Here is a 17,079-nt window from a genome sequence, read left to right as displayed (position 1 = left end):
GTTAAGGTTTTCTTCACATAAATTCAGGAATACTAAGTACAGTAGTTGTAATTAGCCGGTGATGACTTCGTCCTGCTACCCTCAAATCCTGTTACCTACCAGCCTGCCGATCTGACCATCGTCGAACAGCAGGAGAAGCTCATACCTGCCTTAGCCAGCTTTCCCATCTGATATCCTGCATGACAGTGCGAGCTCGCATGTACTTCCATATCCCGTACTTATAGAAATCAAAATCGATTCTGGAGACTGAACGCTGCACCATCGCCCATGCCGACCATTTAAGGTCAGCCAGCGCTTTGTAGAGCTGTACACGTGCAATTTCCCTGGGTCCAACGCGCCCAAAATATTCCTCGATCAGTTCCAGCTCCACCTGCTCATCGAAGAACATCTCGCCGAACCACATCGCAAGCTCGTAGTACCGGTCGTTATTCGACGCGTATTCGAAATCGACGAGCATGACTCGATGTGCTGCATCGAGCATGAAGTTGCCCGCGAGCGTATCGTTCATGCATGGCGCGAGATCGACGCCGGATGCCTCGAGCGCCCGCCGTGCGCGTGCGTATTGCCGGCACAACCATTCGTGATCGAGCGGACACGCCGCGCGTAGTGTGCCGCGCTGGTCCTCATGCTCGTCGATCATGTTGAATACGGTTTTCGTCTGCGTTAGCAATGGCTGGTCGTTAAACGCCTTCAGCGCCCGTAACGCGTTGTGCCGTACCGTGCCATTCAGAAAGTCGAGATTCGAAGACGAGTGCCATCCCTCCATGAACTCGAAAATTTCGACGCCGCAGTCTTCCATAAATGAGAAGACCGGAGCACCGTAACCACATTCAGCGGCGCGCACACTTGCCTCATGCGCGGTGCGGCGATCGATGAACATTTCCGTCCCGATGCCAGGGACCTTAAGGAAATACGTGGTTTTCTCGTGTCCGTTCGCAACCTCCACGCGCCAGTTCGAGTTGGAAATTCCACCGCTGACAGGCGAATAGCGGATCGCCCGCTCCGCCCAATCCGGCACGCGGCGAATGACGGACTCGATGTTGAATTCATCAGTTGTCTGTGCATCTCCGGGAGTTTTCATTTCACCTATCCTTTGAATGCTCGTAGCCAGCCCTCGAAACGCGGGTCCCGAATCGTCTGCCGACAGCGCTGTAGTGTCCATTGAGAAAGCTTGGTGAACTCAAGGCGGCGCGAGGACGTCGTGCCAAGCCATAGTCCCCACAACGTCCAGTACCAGTCGTCAACAAACGCATAGAGACGGCAGCGTGCGTAGTCGGCTTCTTCACACTGACCACTCCAAAACCTGATTCCGTCACGCCATTGCGGTTCAAACTGGTAAAGCTCATTCAGAACGACAGCGACGTCGTACCAGGCATCGCCCGTTCCACCTCGATCAAAGTCGACCAGGGCCAGCGTATCGTCAGGGCCAACCATCACGTTTGAAGCTGCACCGTCACCGTGTAGCGGGACAGGGGTGGTGTCGCGTCCACTTTCGAGCGCGCTCGATGCCATTTCGACGCACTCGTCGAGCCATTCATGACCTGACGGCAGAACGACGGCGTCGCGATCACACAGTGCGCGCAGGCGGGCAATATCGGCCACAAACGAGCGGTGAAATCCGGGATCCGGTCCGCAATGAACCTTGCGCTTGAGATCCCACAAACGCTCGAGTCGGTCAGGCGCAGTGAGATCGTCGACCCGTGCCCACCGCCACGCATCGTCCGGGAGCGCATCGAATAGCAACACACCGCGCTCGACATCGGCCAGATAGAGAGCTGGCGTGACACCGGTCAACGCTGCCGCCCGGCTGGCGAGTACGGTCTGCTCCACATCGATCAGCGGACGCATATCGTCGTACAGCACTTTCGCGTATCGTTTCTCGCCGTCGCCTGTTTGAACGAGAAATCCCGCCCATTCGGTCCGGAGGCGCATCGGCGACGCGACACCGCCAAGTCCGCTGCAGCTATACTCGAGCGCAGTCAGGTCCGTATCGGCGAGTGCCTCGATCAGGCGTGCCTGTTCGGAGGAGGTTTTCATTTCCCAACCCTCACCGACTGTTCTGCGTTGTCACGCAGAGCGTTTCCAACAGCGCACTTAGCGCGCGCAGGCCATTGTGCAGATCTGCCTCTTCCGTGAACTCAGCTTCGTTATGAGCGATGCCGCGATGGCTCGGTATGAAGAGCAGACAGGAGGGAACCGTTCGACTTAGACTGATCGCGTCGTGCCCGGCGACCGTCACGCTGTCGACGGACCGCAGCCCGAGCGATCTGCAAACGTCGTGTGCGCACTGTGCCAACCTGCTATCGAGCGCAACCGGCGCGCGTAGCTGACGGCTCTCCACTTCGACATGCGTGCCGGTCTGCGCAGCGATGTCGTCGAGTATCTGGGCAAAGCGTTTGCCGACGTCCTCGAGTCTATCTGTGGACAGGGAGCGGAATTCGACGTAGAGCGTCGCCTTCGATGGCACCACGTTTGGCGAATTTGGATAAACGTCGAGACGTCCCACCGAACCATGCATCTGGTCGCCGTGCTTCCCGACTTCCGAGTACACGGCCGAAATCGCGCGTGCAGCGGCCCGTAGCGCGTCCCGCCGCTGGTCCATCGGCGTAGGACCCGTGTGGCTTTGTTCGCCGTCAAAGCGCACGCGCAGCTTTAGGGCCGCCCAGGTTTCCCTCACTACGCCGATTGAGATCTGCTCCCGCTCGAGTCTTTCGCCCTGCTCGACATGCGTTTCCACGTATGCGGCGACCGGGATGTCGAGCATCTCTTCGCCGAGGTAGCCGATGCGCTCGAGCGCCTGGCACAACGTGATGCCCTGTGCATCGGTACAGGCGAGCGCGTCGTCAACCGATAACGCGCCAGTGAATACGCTGCTGCCCGTCAGGCTGGGCTGGAAGCGGGCGCCTTCTTCGTTTGTCCAGTCGACGACAGCGAGATTGCATGGAGGGCGAACGCCACGTTCCCGTAGCCGTCTTGCAATGCCGGCAATTGCGACTGCACCGGCAAGCACGCCGTAGACCCCGTCGAAACGTCCCGCACTCGGCTGACTATCAAGATGCGAGCCGCACAGCACGTAGGGCGCTGACGGGTCGAACGTGACGAGACCGAACAGGTTGCCGACGCGATCGACTTGCACATGGAAGCCATGGCGGACTAACCAGTCGCGCAGCAGGTCGCGTACACGGCCATCTTCCTCAGATGCGGCAAGTCGATGCAGACCTCCCGCGCTGGTTACGCCGATCGCCGAGGTGGCTCGAAACAGCGCATCGAACTCACTTATTGCATCGGCATCAGGCAAGTTGACTGCGATTGGAGAGCTAGGGATAGAGTATGTCGACATGTTCCTGTTCCATACGTTGACGATAGTCTCCTGGTGGCGGGAGATTCGTGACAAGAGTCGTGACTGCGCTGAATGGCAGGGTGTTGATGAACGTGCGATGGCCAAACTTGCCGTAGTCGGCGAGAATCACGCTTCGTACGCAATGCCTGGCGAGCGTCCGCCTCAACACTGCCTCGGGTTCCTCGTAATCCATGAAACCGAGTTCCAGGTCGATGCCGCCGATTCCCATGAACGCGATGTCGTAGTGGAACTGCCGGGAAAATTCGAGCGTATGAGGACCAATCAGCGCATTGTCGTTACGGCGAACATCACCAGGCGTGACGACCACATGGTTGTCGCTTTGCTGCGCGACGAGTTGTGCGATATCCAGTGAGTTCGTGACAATCCGTAACCGGCTGAATCTCGTCAACGCCTGCGCCATCGCAAATGTCGTCGTGCCGGTATCAAGAAAAATTGCCATACCCTCCTGGACAAATCCTGCCGCACACGTGGCGATCTGGGTCTTCGCCTTTGTCTGAAGTCGGCTGCGCACCTGCAGCGGCTGCTCCTCGCTGCTCCTTGGCGCAATCGCGCCGCCGTGAATCCGGCGGAGTTTGCCGATCGACTCAAGATATTTGAAATCCCGTCGAATGGTTTCTTCGGAAACCAGTAAAAGTGCTGCCAGATCAGATGCTTTCACGCGCTGCTGCGCGTCCAGCAAGCGCAGGATTTCCTGAATACGTGGCTGAGTGAGCATGAAGTGGTCGATCCCGGTGACTAGAGTCCTAGCAGTGTAGCGAGACCGTCGTGCCCTGCGTGAGGTACGCCCATCACGATGTGCGCGATGCGCGACCGTCACATCACGGGCGTCGGGCGCCGAAGTGACCCATCTCACTGATCGATCGTGAACCACGAAGCGTTGGCAACGTAGCATGGTGGGCCTCAGACGCCGAGCATCGGGGGTAGCCGATGCGCCCATGGCATGATTGCTTCGATGGCGGAGCAGAACTGCAGCACATCTGCGTCTGCGAAACGCGGACCCACGACCTGCAATCCAACTGGCAAACCCGTGTCGCTCCAGCCGCACGGCAGGCTCGCGGCCGGATTACCGGATAGATTGAACGGGTACGTGAAGGGCGTCCAACACGCCCAGGGCAACGCACTGTCATGCGTATCGAGTTCAGGCGGAGCGATGAGATCCGCGTCGAACGGAAGGATTGGCAGCGTTGGCGTCAGCAGGAAATCGTACGTGTCGAACAGCGCATGAACCTGGCAGGCGAACGTCGCTCGCCGCTGGATTGCAGTGAGATAGTCCTCGAGACTGTAATCTGATGCCCGGCCTATCAGCCTGGCGAACCCGGGGTCGAGCTGGTCCGCACAGTTTTTCAAGGTCTGGCCATACACGATACCGCGCCCGGCGACCCAAAGCGTTTCGAACGTGGGGAGCGGATCATGCCAGCCGAGCACCGGCATTTCCAGGTCGATCGGGAGCGCACGTGCAATTCGCTCAACAGCTGCGCCGACGACACGCGATATTTCCGGATCAACATCGACACCAAATAGCGTTGGACAGAACGCGACGCGTACCCGCTTCAACGGCTCTTCGCAGCGTGCGAGATACGATCCGGTCGCTGCAGGCAACGCCTGGTGATCACGCGAATCGGGCCCGGCAAGAACGTCAAAAAGCAGCGCGCTGTCACGTACGGTCCGGGTGATGGGACCCGCGTGGCTCAGCATTTCTGTCGCCGACCAGGGCCACGTTGGGATGCGACCGTGGGACCCCTTCATCGCGAATACGCCACAAAACGCGCTGGGGATTCTGACCGATCCCCCTCCGTCCGAGCCGAGTGATGCAGGGACCATGCGCGCAGCAACCGAGATAGCCGAACCGGAACTCGACCCCCCACTTGTGAGGCGCGCATCCCACGGATTGCAGCCATTACCAAAAACCCGCGAATAGCTCGCCCCACTCCAGCCAAACTCGGTCGTCGCAGCTTTTCCGAGCAGGATTGCCCCCGCTTCCTTGAGCCGCCTGATAACGGGAGCATCTTCCTGCGGTACCCAGTTCATAGCGGTCAACGAGCCTCGCGTAGTGCGCAGCCCTGCGGTGGCAAACAGGTCCTTGATTGCGAACGGGACGCCGTGCAGGCCTCCACGCGTCCGGTTCTCTTTAGCCTCGCGCGTGAGGGTTTCCGCGTAGCGAAGCGCCTCTTCCGCATAGACGTCACCGAACGCATGCAATGTTGGATTGTGGGTTTTGATCGAATCCAGACAGCGCTGAACGAGCTCAACCGGCGTCAGTTCGCCGCATCGTATCGATGCGGCCGCGTCGGCGACGGTCGGCATTAAGTTCTTGTTTACTTGCGGATTCATGGCGGAATGGGGCGTCGTCATCAGCATTGATAGGGCGATTCCATTACAGGCAAGCCAAAAATCCGCGTCAAGAAAAATTTGTTGGGAATGTTGTGATTGTTGGTTTTGTTGGTTTTGGTTTGGTGCATAGATTCGACGTACAGCCGCAGATCTCACCCTGGTCGCTCTTGACGTCGATCGACGGCCAGTGGCATGAGCCAACCAGTCCGCGCGAGTTACCGGAGAGATTTGTCCCCAGGAGGGGTTCTGAAGCTGTGTCCGGGAGGCGGCCCTCCATCATGGACGCAGCGACCTGACGCGCGGCCGAAACTGTTCGTGGGCAGGCTTATGGCGCTCAAGATCAAGAGGGAGCGGAATTGTGTAGCTGTCGTCCACGAACGACCGGCGTTGCTATGACGGGCGTGGCCTTCGAAAGCGCGGGTAAAGTCTGGGATCCGGGATCCGTACCGCAGGGCTGAGTATGAAAACGATGAAAGAGCCTCAAAATAGCGCACGAGCTGCGTCGTAAGCCATTCATCATTCGATAATCAGCTGGGGACTCCTTACGACGTGCACCCGAGTGGCAACCAACAGTTGCCAGGGCAACTGCGTCGATCATTGCCTCACCTGGAGCAACCCAATAAAGTTATTGAGCGGCAGGCATTTCCCGCGCCGCGATGTGTGTTTTGAGGGCTCCGGTGCGCGCATTGGAGCCCTTTTTTCTCCACATCAACTGAAGAATTGACGACCGACGCCTGATTCGGCTATCTGCTGACCCGATGCTCATGGATTCGTCATTGTCCGGGAGCCGTGGTACCCGTCACACGCAGCGCGTTGGCAACCAGCGAAAACGCCGGAGAAGGCTGACGCCGGCTTGGGTAATACAGGTAATAGCCGGGAAAGGAAGCGCACCACTCGTTCAGGACGCGCACCAGACGGCCTTCCTTGATGTGCGGCGCGAATTCATCCTCGGGGAGGAAGGCGATGCCCAATCCCGCCAACGCGGCGTCCACCATGCCGGGCGACGTGTTAAAGATGAGCTGTCCGTTGACCCGCACATTCTGCCTCTTGCCCCGGCGCTCGAAATCCCAGACGTACAACCCACCTGCCGTCTGCATGCGCTGGTTGATGCAATTGTGGCTCAACAGGTCACGCGGCGTTTTGGGAACCGGGCGGGCAGCGAAGTATGCCGGCGACGCCACAACAGCCATGCGCACCGGCGGCCCGATGGGCACCGCAATCATGTCCTTGTCGATGGTGTCCCCCAGGCGCACACCCGCGTCGAAGCGATCGGCCACGATGTCCCTGAACCCGTAGTTGACATCGAACTCGACATTGATATCGGGATAGTCGCGCAATAGCGGCTTGAGCTTGGGCAGCAACGTTGTCCGCAGGACATGCTCACCGCAGGTAATCCGCACCGTGCCGGCTGGCTTGTTCCGCATCTGCGTCAGCTCATCCAGTTCGGCTTCGATTTCCTCGAAGCGATGGCCGATGGCCTTCAACAGACGTTCGCCCGCAGCCGTGGCCGACACACTGCGGGTGGTTCGCGTCAGCAGCCGGATCTCAAGCCTTGCCTCCAGGCCGGCGATGGCCTGACTGAGTGCCGACTGGGTCACGCCCAGCAAAGCAGCGGCACGCGTGAAGCTGCCTTCCCGCGCCACTGTCACGAAATACAGGAGATCGTTGAGGTTACGTCTGACCATGAGGGCCATCCTCAGAGGTGATTAATTAGCCGATCTTATATCCTCTTTAAGAATTCATTAGCTAGTCGGGCGCACCGTCCTGAAGGAAGATTCAGCATATGACCGCCAATGCGGCATCTATCTGAAAGTGAACGCCCCGAACATGAGCAAGCCATTCAACTGTGCGGAAAAAGAAGCTGCAGATCCCACGCGCAGCCAGGTAACGGATCGACGCGGCTTTCTGAAAGTGGCTGGAACCACCCTCACCGCACTGAGCGTTCTGTCTATCACTGGCAACATCGCCTTTGCTGCAAATACGAAAGCGAGCCCCGATATGTCCAATGGCGCAGACAATTTTTACCGGAGCGACAAGGTGACCTTGCAGACAGTCTCCTTCGACAACCAGTACAGGATGCAGGTCGCAGGCAATCTGTTTGTTCCAAACGGGTTCGACCGGAACGTCAGGCATCCCGCGATCATCGTCGGCCATCCGATGGGCGCGGTGAAGGAGCAAAGCTCGAACCTGTACGCGCAAAAGCTGGCCGAACAGGGCTTCGTCACCCTGGCGATCGACCAGTCGTTCTGGGGAGAGAGCGAGGGCCAGCCGCGCAACGCCGTCGCACCGGACATCTATGCCGAGGCATTCAGCGCGGCGGTGGACTACCTCGGTACGCAACCGTTCGTGGATCGCGAGCGCATTGGCGTTCTCGGTATCTGTGGCAGCGGCAGCTTCGTCATCAGCGCGGCGAAGATCGACCCGCGCATGAAAGCCATTGCAACAGTCAGCATGTACGACATGGGGGCGGCCAACCGTGACGCCCTGAACCACTCGCTGACGCTCGAGCAGCGCAAGCAGATCATCGCGGAGGCAGCGCAGCAGCGGTATGTGGAGTTCACCGGCGGAACGACACGGTACACCGGTGGGACGGTGCTGAAACTGGACGCCCATACCGATCCCGTGCAGCGCGAGTTCTACGACTTCTACCGCACTCCGCGCGGCGAGTTCACGCCGAAGGGCGTGTCGCCGCAGACCACCACGCGTCCGACGCTGACCAGCAACGTGAAGTTCATGAACTTCTACCCGTTCAACGACATCGAGGCGATCTCGCCGCGCCCGCTGCTGTTCATCAGCGGTGACCAGGCGCATTCCAGGGAGTTCAGCGAGGACGCCTACCGGCGCGCCGCCGAGCCGAAGGAACTGGTCTGGGTGGCGGGCGCCGGCCATGTCGATCTCTACGACCGCGTGGACCTCATTCCCTGGGACAAGCTCACGTCCTTCTTCAGCAGGCATCTGGCGCAGACGGTAACTTCATGACGGCACGACCCTGTGAGGCCCGAGATCAAGGCAACTTCTCCGCGGATACGACGAGCGAACGGGCCGGCTGTTGGAGCGGCGTATTCGCGATGTCGCTGTGCGTGTTCGCGCTGATCGCTTCCGAGTTCATGCCTGTCAGCCTGCTGACGTCCATGGCGAACGACCTCCATGTCACCGAGGGAATGGCCGGGCAGGGCATTGCGATCTCCGGGGCGTTCGCTGTACTGACCAGCCTGTCAATCTCCGCGCTGGCCGGCAGCCTGAACCGGAAGACCCTGCTGCTGGGATTGACGGCACTGATGGCCGTCTCCGGTGCCGTGATCGCGCTGGCATCGAACTATCCGGCGTATATGGCAGGCCGTGCGCTCATCGGCGTGGTCATCGGCGGTTTCTGGTCCATGTCGGCCGCGACGGCCATGCGGCTGGTGCCAGCCCATCAGGTGCCGCGCGCGCTGGCGATCTTCAACGGTGGCAACGCGCTGGCCACGGTGATTGCCGCGCCGCTGGGCAGCTATCTGGGCTTGGTCATGGGCTGGCGCGGTGCCTTCTTCTGTCTGGCGCCGGTGGCGGCGGTCACGCTGGTCTGGCAATGGGTCAGCCTGCCTTCGATGCAGCCCGAGGCCCGCGCAGCCGGCTCCCCCAACGTGTTCAGGTTGCTCAGGAGCCGCTCCGTCGCGCTCGGCATGGCCGCCTGTGGCGCTTTCTTCATGGGGCAGTTCGCCTTGTTCACCTACGTGCGGCCGTTCCTTGAAACGGTGACGCATGTCGGCGTGTCCACGCTGTCGCTCATCCTGCTCGTGATCGGGGTGGCAGGCTTCATCGGCACCGCGCTCATCGGGGCGGTCCTCAAGCTCGGTCTGTACAGGACCCTGATCGTCATTCCGGTTCTGATGGCGCTGATCGCCCTGGCATTGATCCCCCTCGGAGCTTCGATCGCGGACGTTGGGGCGTTGCTTGGCGTGTGGGGTCTGATAGCGACAGCAGCACCCGTCGGCTGGTGGAGCTGGATCGCCGAAGCCATGCCGCAGAGCGCCGAAGCGGGCGGCGGGCTGATGGTGGCCGTAATCCAGTTGTCCATCGCCCTGGGTTCGACGGTGGGCGGTCTGCTGTTCGACACCAGCGGCTACCGGAGTACCTTCGTGGCAAGTGCCGTCGTGCTGCTGCTCGCGGCCTTCCTGACCTTCCTGACCTCACGCTCGCTGACGTCCCACACCGCTTGAGTATGCAATGAAGATCGAACATCGACGAAATCGAAAGGGGTGGAGCCTGCGTGGACTGAGCCTGGTGCTCGGGTTATTCATTTTTAGCAGCAGCGGCGAAGCCGGCCAGCAGTCGGTTTCGGGCTCACTCGCCGTTACTGCTGCGGATGCCAGTGCGGCGTCCCTGAAACCGGAGGAATCACGTATGTGGATGACAATCGGCGAACATCGTTTCGCCATTACGCTGGCTGACAACGCCGCCGCCCGCGCGCTCGCAGGGCTGCTACCCCTGACGCTGGATATGGCGGAACTCAATGGCAACGAGAAGCATGGCGAGGTATCCAAATCGTTGCCGATAAACGCCAGCCGCCCAGGGACGATTCGTAACGGCGACCTGATGCTGTACGGGTCAAGGACCCTGGTCGTTTTTTATCAGACCTTCGACTCGTCCTATTCGTACACCCGCATTGGTCGCGTGGACGATCCCACTAGCCTTGCCCAAACGCTCGGCGACCGCAATGTACGAGTTACGTTTTCCAGGGACTAATCGGGCTCTGCCAATTCCCCCCAGCAGCCTCAAGGCTGGCTTGCGGAACTCGCCCCGCGTTCGTGATGAAAGAGCGGTGACGCCGCGGATTCCCAGAACGTCAGCGAATGACAGCTTCTCCGCTTTGACGCGGCCACAGAGTTGTGGTGATCGAAGCTCGCCAATGGGTCGACGCGCGCCGATCGAGCGCCGCCGCGTCGGCATAGAATCATCGTAGTAGCTGAGCGTGACCGTCGTCGGGCTGTTCAGGCCGAACGCGACGGACGGCGCGACGCCCCACCGCTTGCTGTAGACGTTGTTGCGCCCCGCCTGATTCGCATCGAAGCCCATCGCATTGAAACGAAATGCGTTATCGCCTGCGAACTTCTGGTTGACGTCGAGCGTCAGGCGCTTATATGCGTCAGTACCGATGCCGGCACTGCCCGTGATGAAGTTCTCGTTCTTCGGCATCTTGGTTTCGATGTCGATCGAACCGCCCACCGCGCCGCGGCCGGCATAAACCGAATCCGGGCCCTTGATGACCGTGATGTTCTCGATGTCGAAGGTCTCGCGATTCTGGACGCCGGAGTCCCGAATGCCATCCACAAAGATCGAATTGCGCGATTCGAAGCCGCGGATCACCGGTCGATCTGCCGACGGGTTCGCCGCCGCATCGCCGCCCAGAAAGGTGATACCAGGAACGGTCTTGAGCGCGTCCGCGAAGGTTGTTGCGTTGGTTTGCCTGATCAGTTCTTCGGGGATGACCGTGATCGAACGTGGCGTGTCCAGCAACGGCGCGGTGAATTTATAAGACGGTAGCGCCTTAACCTGCATATCCGATTGGACCGCAGTCGCATTCACGGTTACGGCAGGCAATGTTTGCGGCGAGGAATCGCCCGACTCCTGCACAGGCGCGGCCTGCGCGAACGCTTGCGAGGGGGAGAGAAAACTTGCGCAATAGAGGGCGCCGACGGACGCGAGCAGGCGCGTCCGCGTGTTGAACAGAGCGGGCATGGTGGCGGTCTTGAAGATGGATGATCCCCACGTTGCATGGGGCACACGGATGCGAAATGGATCGTCTTAATCCAGTAAATGAGAAGCATCCTCATTTACTTTTAGAAGCGAAGTGTAATGTTTCCTTTACAATCGTGTAAACAACTTTCGTCGCAAAGGTGTTGTATCCGGGAGGGTTGGCGCCGAACGGTCGCGTCGAGCAAAAACGGTCAGCCCTATCCCACCGCCTATGGTGGCCTGGCACTCTAGCCCGCTATTGATCGGAGCTATTGCCATTATCGAACGATATATCCTGATGTCGGGCTTGTTAGCTCTCGTGTTCAATTCATAGATCGTCCCGCCGTACGTCAGGAAATCGCCCCGTGTTAGCGCGGCGCTGCCGTGGCTGTGTCTGTGTCTTAAGGGCCGCTCGGCGGGCAATATGGGCGAAGCGCTGCGTGTGCTGCTGACGCGAAGGGCTTGTCGGGGAGTGTCGTGAGTCGGCTGAAGGCGTAGGGCCGAGGAGCATGCCACGTGGAGCCGGCGTGATCTGTCGAAGTCGTACTACGTCTATTGGCGGGTCGACGGTATACACCCCGGGCTGCGCAGCGAGAACTCCGATGACCAATTCATGCTAGTGATCATCGGCGTGAGGGGATTGGCGTAAAGAGCGCGGGGCAATCGGTGACGGGTATCGGGAAACAAAGGCATCATGGCTTGAGCCGCTGCTTGATCTGAAGCGCGGGGCTTGCAAGCGGGTCCACGACTGGCCGTCGGCGATAGTGCAATGGGCTTCTGGGCACGCGCAAAGGCGGACATGTAGACGATCTGGATGGCTGCCACACGAGCCGACGCGTACGCCGCTTTCGCCCCTTTCGTGTCGATCCATTCAGCGAAATATCCGAAGGCAACCGAGACGCTGAAAATGGATCGCGAGAGCCTGTTGGCGTTCTACGACCTCCCCGCTGAGGACTGGCAGCATTTGCGGACGACCAACGCGATCGAGTCGACATCCGCGAAGGTACGTCATCGAACGACGCGTATGCGTAACTGCGTGTCGCGGCCTACCTTTCTTGGTCTTGCATTCAACCTGATTGAGGAGGCGGAGAAAACTTGGCGCCGCATCAACGGACCGGAAACGATCAAGCAATTGCTGGAAGGCCCCCCTTCGAGGACGGCGAACCGGTGCAAGACGATCGACCAGTCCAGCAGAAACTCGCCGCTTGAAATCGACCGTAATGATGCGGCTCATACACCACTCTTGACGTTAGCTCAGCTAGCTGACCTATATGTCGGCGTAGATCGTTGCCGACTGCATATCGCTGCAAGAGATCAAGATAATTCACCACACGATGGACAGGGCCAAAAACTCTCAATTGCCCTAGCTTAGCCGGCAACGGCAATCCGGCCGGCAAACCGCAGGTGGATTATCCATGGCCGGCAGCAAAACGGGTTCAACAAAGGTTCAACGGCGTAGTGACGTAACCGCGCTTTCTTGTGAGATGACAATTTTCAAGTAGTTGATTTTTAAGACAAAGTTATGTGAAGTGACGCGTCGAAGGGGACTCTTAATCCGTAGGTCGAGTGTTCGAGTCACTCACGCCCCACCAAAGATTCAAAGCAAAAAGCCCGGTCCATGCGACCGGGCTTTTTGCGTTTCGGGGTGCGCTCGCACACTGCCACACTGCGTATCGCCAGCCCACAGCAATTTCCTTCAATACACCCCACCCCTTCGCCCCATACCGTTGACCGTCGCAAATCCTGCGCACATCCGTATTGAGGCATCCGATGACCGCTTTACTCTCCATGGCCGCCTTCGCGTTGGCCAGCTCAATTTCGCCGGGCCCGGTGAATATCGTGGCACTCAGCGCCGGCGCGCAGCACGGGCTTGCCGCGAGCATGCGGCATGTCACCGGCGCGACCATCGGTTTTACCGTGCTGCTTTTGCTGATCGGCCTGGGACTGCATGAACTGCTCGCGCATTTCCCCAACCTCATCACCTTCGTCAAATGGGCGGGCGTAGCGTTCCTGTTCTACATGGCCTACAAACTCGCCACCGACGACGGCCAACTCGGCGCAGACAAACCGGCTCGCGGACCATCCTTCGCATATGGCGCGGCGATGCAATGGCTCAACCCGAAAGCCTGGCTCGCGTCGCTGGCCGGCATGGGCGCCTACGCGGCGGACGGCGACGGCAGGCTCGTCTGGCAATTCAGCGTCGTGTATTTCGTGGTCTGCTATGTGTCGATCGCCAGTTGGGCGTACGCAGGCACGTTTCTGCGCAAACATTTGCAGCGACCGCGGCGTGTGAGGTTCTTCAATCGCGTGATGGCGGCATTGCTCGCGGCGAGTGCGCTTTATCTGCTTGCGGCGTGAAGACGCCGCGCGGCCCACGGTTTCAACTGCGATACTGTCCCGGCGTCGCCGCGACCAGCCGCTTGAAGACTCTCTGCAAATGCGCCTGGTCCGCAAAACCGGCGTCGAGTGCGACATCGGCGATCACACGTCCGCGTCTGAGTTGCGCGCGGCTGTATTGAATACGCCGGTTGATCAGATAAGCGTGCGGCGTCATGCCATAGCGTTGCCTGAACGCGCGAATCAGATGCGACGCGGACAAACCAGCCGCCTCGCAAATGTCCTCCAGCTTTAGCGACCGCGTGCAGTTTTCCGCAATGAATTCCGCTGCGTGCGTGAGTTGGAGGCTCGCATCATGATCCGGCAAGACCGCCGGGTTCAGTGTGTTTTGCACGTCGGAGAAAAAGGTGATGGCCGCGCTTTGCTTGCGCAGCATGTCCGCGTCACCGTCGACAAGAATCGCGTGCAGCCGGTTCAAGCCGTTGAACAATCCGGCGTCCGTTGTCACGGTCTGCGAGAACGCGCGAAACGCGTGGTTCTCGCTGAAACCCAACTCATGCTGCAAGCCCGTGAGCCACGCCACATCGACATGCATCATGCGATACGACCAGCGTTCGTCGGCTACCGGATTGCGCGCGTGCACGTCGTCCGGATTCATCATGACGACTGCGCCCGCGCCGATCCATTCACGCGCGTGGCGATTCAGATATTCGCTGCGGCCGCCAGTGACCGCGCCAATCGAGAAGGTTTCGTGCGAATGTTTCGCGTAGCAGACGTCGCGACCGCCTTCAATTGAACGCACCTCAATGAACGGCAACGCATCGTCGTGCCAAAACTGCGGCACAGAAACGCGTTTCGCCTGAAGTGCCGCCGCCGTGATCTCGCCCATCTAGCGCGCTCTCCGATATTTGCGTAGGCCTCGTCAAAGCGAAGCCTACGTATCGTAGCCGCCAATCGCACCATCAACAAGCAGCCTCGCGACCAACCCAAACACCGAGGCGCAAGCAGATACGCGAAAGACTATTTCGCCGACACGTCGATGTTGCCGAGATATTTCGCGGCCAGCGTCTTCACCGTGCCGTCGGCTTGCACCTTGGCAATCGCCGCATTCAAGCGGTCACGCAATGCCGTATCGCCCTTGCGAATTCCGTATGCAATGCCGCTGCCGAGAATCTTGTCGTCGCGCACCGGTTCGCCGACGAAAGCGTAACCTTCACCGCTCGGCTTCGACAGAAAGCCGGTTTGTCCGGCCGGCGCCAGCACGAGCGTCGCGTCCAGACGCCCCGCCACGAGATCCGTATAAACCTGGTTCTGGTCCTGATACGGCACGACGGTCACGCCCGCCGATTCCCAATGCGCCTTCGCGTAGGTTTCCTGAATCGACGCCTGCAACACGCCCACGCGCTTGCCCTTCAGCGAGGCCGGCGTCGGCAGCAGACCGCTGTCGCGCTTCGCGATCAACTGCGTCGGCACGCGATACACGACGGTAGTGAAATCGATCGCCTGACGGCGTGCGTCGGTCGCGTTCATCGCCGAATTGATGGCGTCGAACTTGCGGCCCTGCAGCGCGGGAATCAGCCCGTCGAACGAGGTCTCGACCCATTTGCACGTCATATGGGCGGCCACGCAAACCGCATTGCCGACGTCGATATCCAAGCCTTGCAACTCCCCGTTCGGGCCTTTCGATTCGAACGGCGGATACTGCGCTTCGAGGCCGAAACGCAGCGTATCGGCGGCGCTTGCACCCGACGACGCCGCGAGCGACGCGAATGCACAGGCCAGAGCCAAAAGAGGCTTGAGCAATTTCATAGCAGGTCCCTTTCCCTTCGATTTTGTTGTCATGCCGCATTGCGGCGCGCTGATGCGTGCCCGTGCGACGATCATACTTCGTTCAATAATGCATCTGTCGCGTCGTGCCGTGTTGTCTTTACGATCAGATCTCGCTGAGACGCCGCGCGCCTTCGATCAAGGTCGCATCGTCTTTCGAGAAGCTCAGGCGAATCAAGCCGGAGTCCGTACCATCGGTATAAAACGCCGACAGCGGAATAGTCGCGACACGTGCATCGCGAATCAGACGCAGCACGAAATCGCTATCGCTTTCATCGGAGAAGCCGCGAAAACGCGCGAGCATGAAGAAGCTGCCTTCGCTCGGCAACAACTCGAAGCGCGAATCGCGCAGTGCCTCTGCGAGCAGATCGCGCTTCTTCTGATAGAAGGCGGACAAGCCGAGGTAGCTTTCGCGATTGGCCAATGCGTCGACGAACGCATACTGCATCGGCGTATCGGCTGAAAACACCATGAACTGATGGACTTTGCGAATCTCGTCCATTAAGGCAGCGGGCGCGAGGCAGTAGCCGACACGCCAGCCCGTCACGTGATACGACTTGCCGAACGACGAGACGATCACGCTGCGTTCCGCGAGTTCGGAATGGCACGCCATGCTCTGATGTTTCGCGCCGTCGAACACCACGTGTTCGTAGACCTCGTCGGCGAGAATCACGATATCGGTATTGCGCGTAACGGCCTTCAGTCGTTCGACGTCGGCCTCGCTGAACACGGTCGCGGTCGGATTGTGCGGCGTGTTGGTGATGATCATGCGCGTCTTCGGCGTGATCGCGGCGGCCACTTCGTCCCAGTTCACACGGAAGTCGTCCAGCGACAGCTTGATCGGCACGGGCGTCGCGCCTTGCAGCCGCACGATCGGACCGTAGCTGTCGAACGAGGGCTCGAAGTAGATCACCTCGTCGCCCGGATGCACCAATGCGCTGATCGTCGAATACAGACCTTCGCTTGCGCTGGCGATCACGGTGACTTCGCTCGCCGGGTCGTAGCGCACGCCGTACAGCGTGGCGACCTTGTCGGCGAGCGCTTCGCGCAAGGCGGCGATGCCGGCCATCGGCGCGTACTGGTTATGACCGGCGCGCATGGCTTGCGCAACGCCGTCGATCAGTTTGGCGTCCGGCGCGAAATTCGGCGCGCCTTGCGACAGATTCAGCGCGTCGTGCTGAGCGGCCAGTTGGCCGATCACGGTAAAAATCGTCGTGCCTACGTCAGGCAACTTCGAGCGGGCTTGCGTGGCGCTCTGCATAAGGCTATCTCCCTTTCTCCATCCGGCAGCGGATTCACGGAACAGCCTGCTGTGCGGCGGTCCCTTCCGGTTTGGTGATTAGGCATCAGCCAAAGAACCGTCACAATCGAAACTTTGTCATGCGCGGCATGCATTTACGTCATGCCTCACGCGAAGGCGCGCCGCCGCGCGCAAAGCCGGTCTGATCGGTACTTTCGGGGAAGAAACGGGACTGCGCTGAGAACGCGGAAAACTGCAGAGGTATGAC

General features: G+C 59.8%; 13 protein-coding genes and 2 pseudogenes. 5 read left to right on the top strand and 10 right to left on the bottom strand.

Annotated elements, in window-relative coordinates; genetic code table 11:
- Positions 1-139 precede the first annotated feature (139 nt).
- The 6 genes from BPHYT_RS00220 to BPHYT_RS00195 form a co-directional block, all read right to left on the bottom strand.
- Positions 140-1,162 (bottom strand): choline kinase family protein, encoded by a 1,023-nt coding sequence (locus BPHYT_RS00220; RefSeq protein ID WP_202945177.1) that lies wholly within the window; start codon positions 1,160-1,162, stop codon positions 140-142.
- The gene (locus BPHYT_RS00215; RefSeq protein ID WP_012431153.1) at positions 1,087-2,037 is read right to left on the bottom strand and encodes an aminoglycoside phosphotransferase family protein; all 951 of its coding nucleotides are present in this window, start codon (positions 2,035-2,037) and stop codon (positions 1,087-1,089) included. The genes BPHYT_RS00220 and BPHYT_RS00215 overlap by 76 nt, the downstream gene beginning before the upstream one ends.
- A 10-nt stretch (positions 2,038-2,047) precedes the next feature.
- A complete protein-coding gene (locus BPHYT_RS00210) occupies positions 2,048-3,340 on the bottom strand; it encodes a Zn-dependent hydrolase (RefSeq protein WP_012431152.1) in 1,293 nt (430 codons plus the stop codon).
- The gene (locus BPHYT_RS00205; RefSeq protein ID WP_012431151.1) at positions 3,318-4,076 is read right to left on the bottom strand and encodes a DeoR/GlpR family DNA-binding transcription regulator; all 759 of its coding nucleotides are present in this window, start codon (positions 4,074-4,076) and stop codon (positions 3,318-3,320) included. The genes BPHYT_RS00210 and BPHYT_RS00205 overlap by 23 nt, the downstream gene beginning before the upstream one ends.
- 185 nt (positions 4,077-4,261) lie before the next feature.
- On the bottom strand, positions 4,262-5,719 hold the full coding sequence (locus BPHYT_RS00200) for an amidase (RefSeq protein ID WP_202945176.1): 1,458 nt from the start codon (positions 5,717-5,719) through the stop codon (positions 4,262-4,264).
- 746 nt (positions 5,720-6,465) lie between these two features.
- Positions 6,466-7,377, bottom strand: coding sequence for a LysR family transcriptional regulator (locus tag BPHYT_RS00195; protein ID WP_012431149.1), 912 nt, complete (start codon positions 7,375-7,377; stop codon positions 6,466-6,468).
- A 142-nt stretch (positions 7,378-7,519) separates the two neighbouring features.
- On the opposite strand from BPHYT_RS00195, the gene BPHYT_RS00190 reads away from it, so the two are divergent.
- The 3 genes from BPHYT_RS00190 (at position 7,520) to BPHYT_RS36960 (ending at position 10,417) form a co-directional block, all read left to right on the top strand.
- The gene (locus BPHYT_RS00190) at positions 7,520-8,671 is read left to right on the top strand and encodes an alpha/beta hydrolase (RefSeq protein ID WP_081712824.1); all 1,152 of its coding nucleotides are present in this window, start codon (positions 7,520-7,522) and stop codon (positions 8,669-8,671) included.
- 89 nt (positions 8,672-8,760) lie between these two features.
- Positions 8,761-9,891, top strand: coding sequence for an MFS transporter (locus BPHYT_RS00185; protein WP_021158343.1), 1,131 nt, complete (start codon positions 8,761-8,763; stop codon positions 9,889-9,891).
- Between the two features lie 7 nt (positions 9,892-9,898).
- Positions 9,899-10,417: a cyclophilin-like fold protein gene (locus tag BPHYT_RS36960; protein ID WP_012431146.1), complete on the top strand. Its 519-nt coding sequence runs from the start codon at positions 9,899-9,901 to the stop codon at positions 10,415-10,417.
- Positions 10,418-10,900: 483 nt separating this feature from the next.
- On the opposite strand, the pseudogene BPHYT_RS39540 reads toward BPHYT_RS36960, so the two are convergent.
- A pseudogene (locus tag BPHYT_RS39540) lies at positions 10,901-11,230 on the bottom strand (TonB-dependent receptor plug domain-containing protein); the annotation flags it as partial.
- 511 nt (positions 11,231-11,741) lie between these two features.
- On the opposite strand from BPHYT_RS39540, the pseudogene BPHYT_RS00175 reads away from it, so the two are divergent.
- Positions 11,742-12,616: pseudogene (locus BPHYT_RS00175) on the top strand (transposase); the annotation flags it as partial.
- 561 nt (positions 12,617-13,177) lie between these two features.
- A complete protein-coding gene (locus BPHYT_RS00170; protein WP_012431145.1) occupies positions 13,178-13,765 on the top strand; it encodes a LysE family translocator in 588 nt (195 codons plus the stop codon).
- 22 nt (positions 13,766-13,787) lie between these two features.
- Here the strand turns inward: BPHYT_RS00170 and BPHYT_RS00165 are convergent, their stop codons facing one another.
- The 3 genes from BPHYT_RS00165 to BPHYT_RS00155 all read right to left on the bottom strand — a co-directional run bounded on the left by BPHYT_RS00165 (position 13,788) and on the right by BPHYT_RS00155 (position 16,832).
- On the bottom strand, positions 13,788-14,633 hold the full coding sequence (locus BPHYT_RS00165) for a helix-turn-helix transcriptional regulator (RefSeq protein WP_012431144.1): 846 nt from the start codon (positions 14,631-14,633) through the stop codon (positions 13,788-13,790).
- Between the two features lie 131 nt (positions 14,634-14,764).
- Positions 14,765-15,553: an ABC transporter substrate-binding protein gene (locus tag BPHYT_RS00160; protein ID WP_012431143.1), complete on the bottom strand. Its 789-nt coding sequence runs from the start codon at positions 15,551-15,553 to the stop codon at positions 14,765-14,767.
- Positions 15,554-15,677: 124 nt separating this feature from the next.
- Positions 15,678-16,832 (bottom strand): pyridoxal phosphate-dependent aminotransferase, encoded by a 1,155-nt coding sequence (locus BPHYT_RS00155; protein WP_012431142.1) that lies wholly within the window; start codon positions 16,830-16,832, stop codon positions 15,678-15,680.
- Positions 16,833-17,079: the final 247 nt, after the last annotated feature.

Source organism: Paraburkholderia phytofirmans PsJN (assembly GCF_000020125.1).
Lineage (GTDB): Bacteria > Pseudomonadota > Gammaproteobacteria > Burkholderiales > Burkholderiaceae > Paraburkholderia > Paraburkholderia phytofirmans.
The sequence above is the reverse complement of the archived record's forward strand: the minus strand, read 5'-3'. Positions and strand labels throughout refer to the sequence as shown.

Excerpts from the sequence above, each read along its gene's own strand:
- BPHYT_RS00195 (WP_012431149.1), bottom strand. The coding sequence starts at position 7,377 with ATGGTCAGACGTAACCTCAACGATCTCCTGTATTTCGTGACAGTGGCG.
- BPHYT_RS00185 (WP_021158343.1), top strand. The coding sequence starts at position 8,761 with ATGTCGCTGTGCGTGTTCGCGCTGATCGCTTCCGAGTTCATGCCTGTC.
- BPHYT_RS00210 (WP_012431152.1), bottom strand. The coding sequence starts at position 3,340 with ATGTCGACATACTCTATCCCTAGCTCTCCAATCGCAGTCAACTTGCCT.
- BPHYT_RS00205 (WP_012431151.1), bottom strand. The coding sequence starts at position 4,076 with ATGCTCACTCAGCCACGTATTCAGGAAATCCTGCGCTTGCTGGACGCG.
- BPHYT_RS00215 (WP_012431153.1), bottom strand. The coding sequence starts at position 2,037 with ATGAAAACCTCCTCCGAACAGGCACGCCTGATCGAGGCACTCGCCGAT.
- BPHYT_RS00190 (WP_081712824.1), top strand. The coding sequence starts at position 7,520 with ATGAGCAAGCCATTCAACTGTGCGGAAAAAGAAGCTGCAGATCCCACG.
- BPHYT_RS00155 (WP_012431142.1), bottom strand. The coding sequence starts at position 16,832 with ATGCAGAGCGCCACGCAAGCCCGCTCGAAGTTGCCTGACGTAGGCACG.
- BPHYT_RS36960 (WP_012431146.1), top strand. The coding sequence starts at position 9,899 with ATGAAGATCGAACATCGACGAAATCGAAAGGGGTGGAGCCTGCGTGGA.
- BPHYT_RS00200 (WP_202945176.1), bottom strand. The coding sequence starts at position 5,719 with ATGCTGATGACGACGCCCCATTCCGCCATGAATCCGCAAGTAAACAAG.
- BPHYT_RS00220 (WP_202945177.1), bottom strand. The coding sequence starts at position 1,162 with ATGGACACTACAGCGCTGTCGGCAGACGATTCGGGACCCGCGTTTCGA.
- BPHYT_RS00160 (WP_012431143.1), bottom strand. The coding sequence starts at position 15,553 with ATGAAATTGCTCAAGCCTCTTTTGGCTCTGGCCTGTGCATTCGCGTCG.
- BPHYT_RS00165 (WP_012431144.1), bottom strand. The coding sequence starts at position 14,633 with ATGGGCGAGATCACGGCGGCGGCACTTCAGGCGAAACGCGTTTCTGTG.
- BPHYT_RS00170 (WP_012431145.1), top strand. The coding sequence starts at position 13,178 with ATGACCGCTTTACTCTCCATGGCCGCCTTCGCGTTGGCCAGCTCAATT.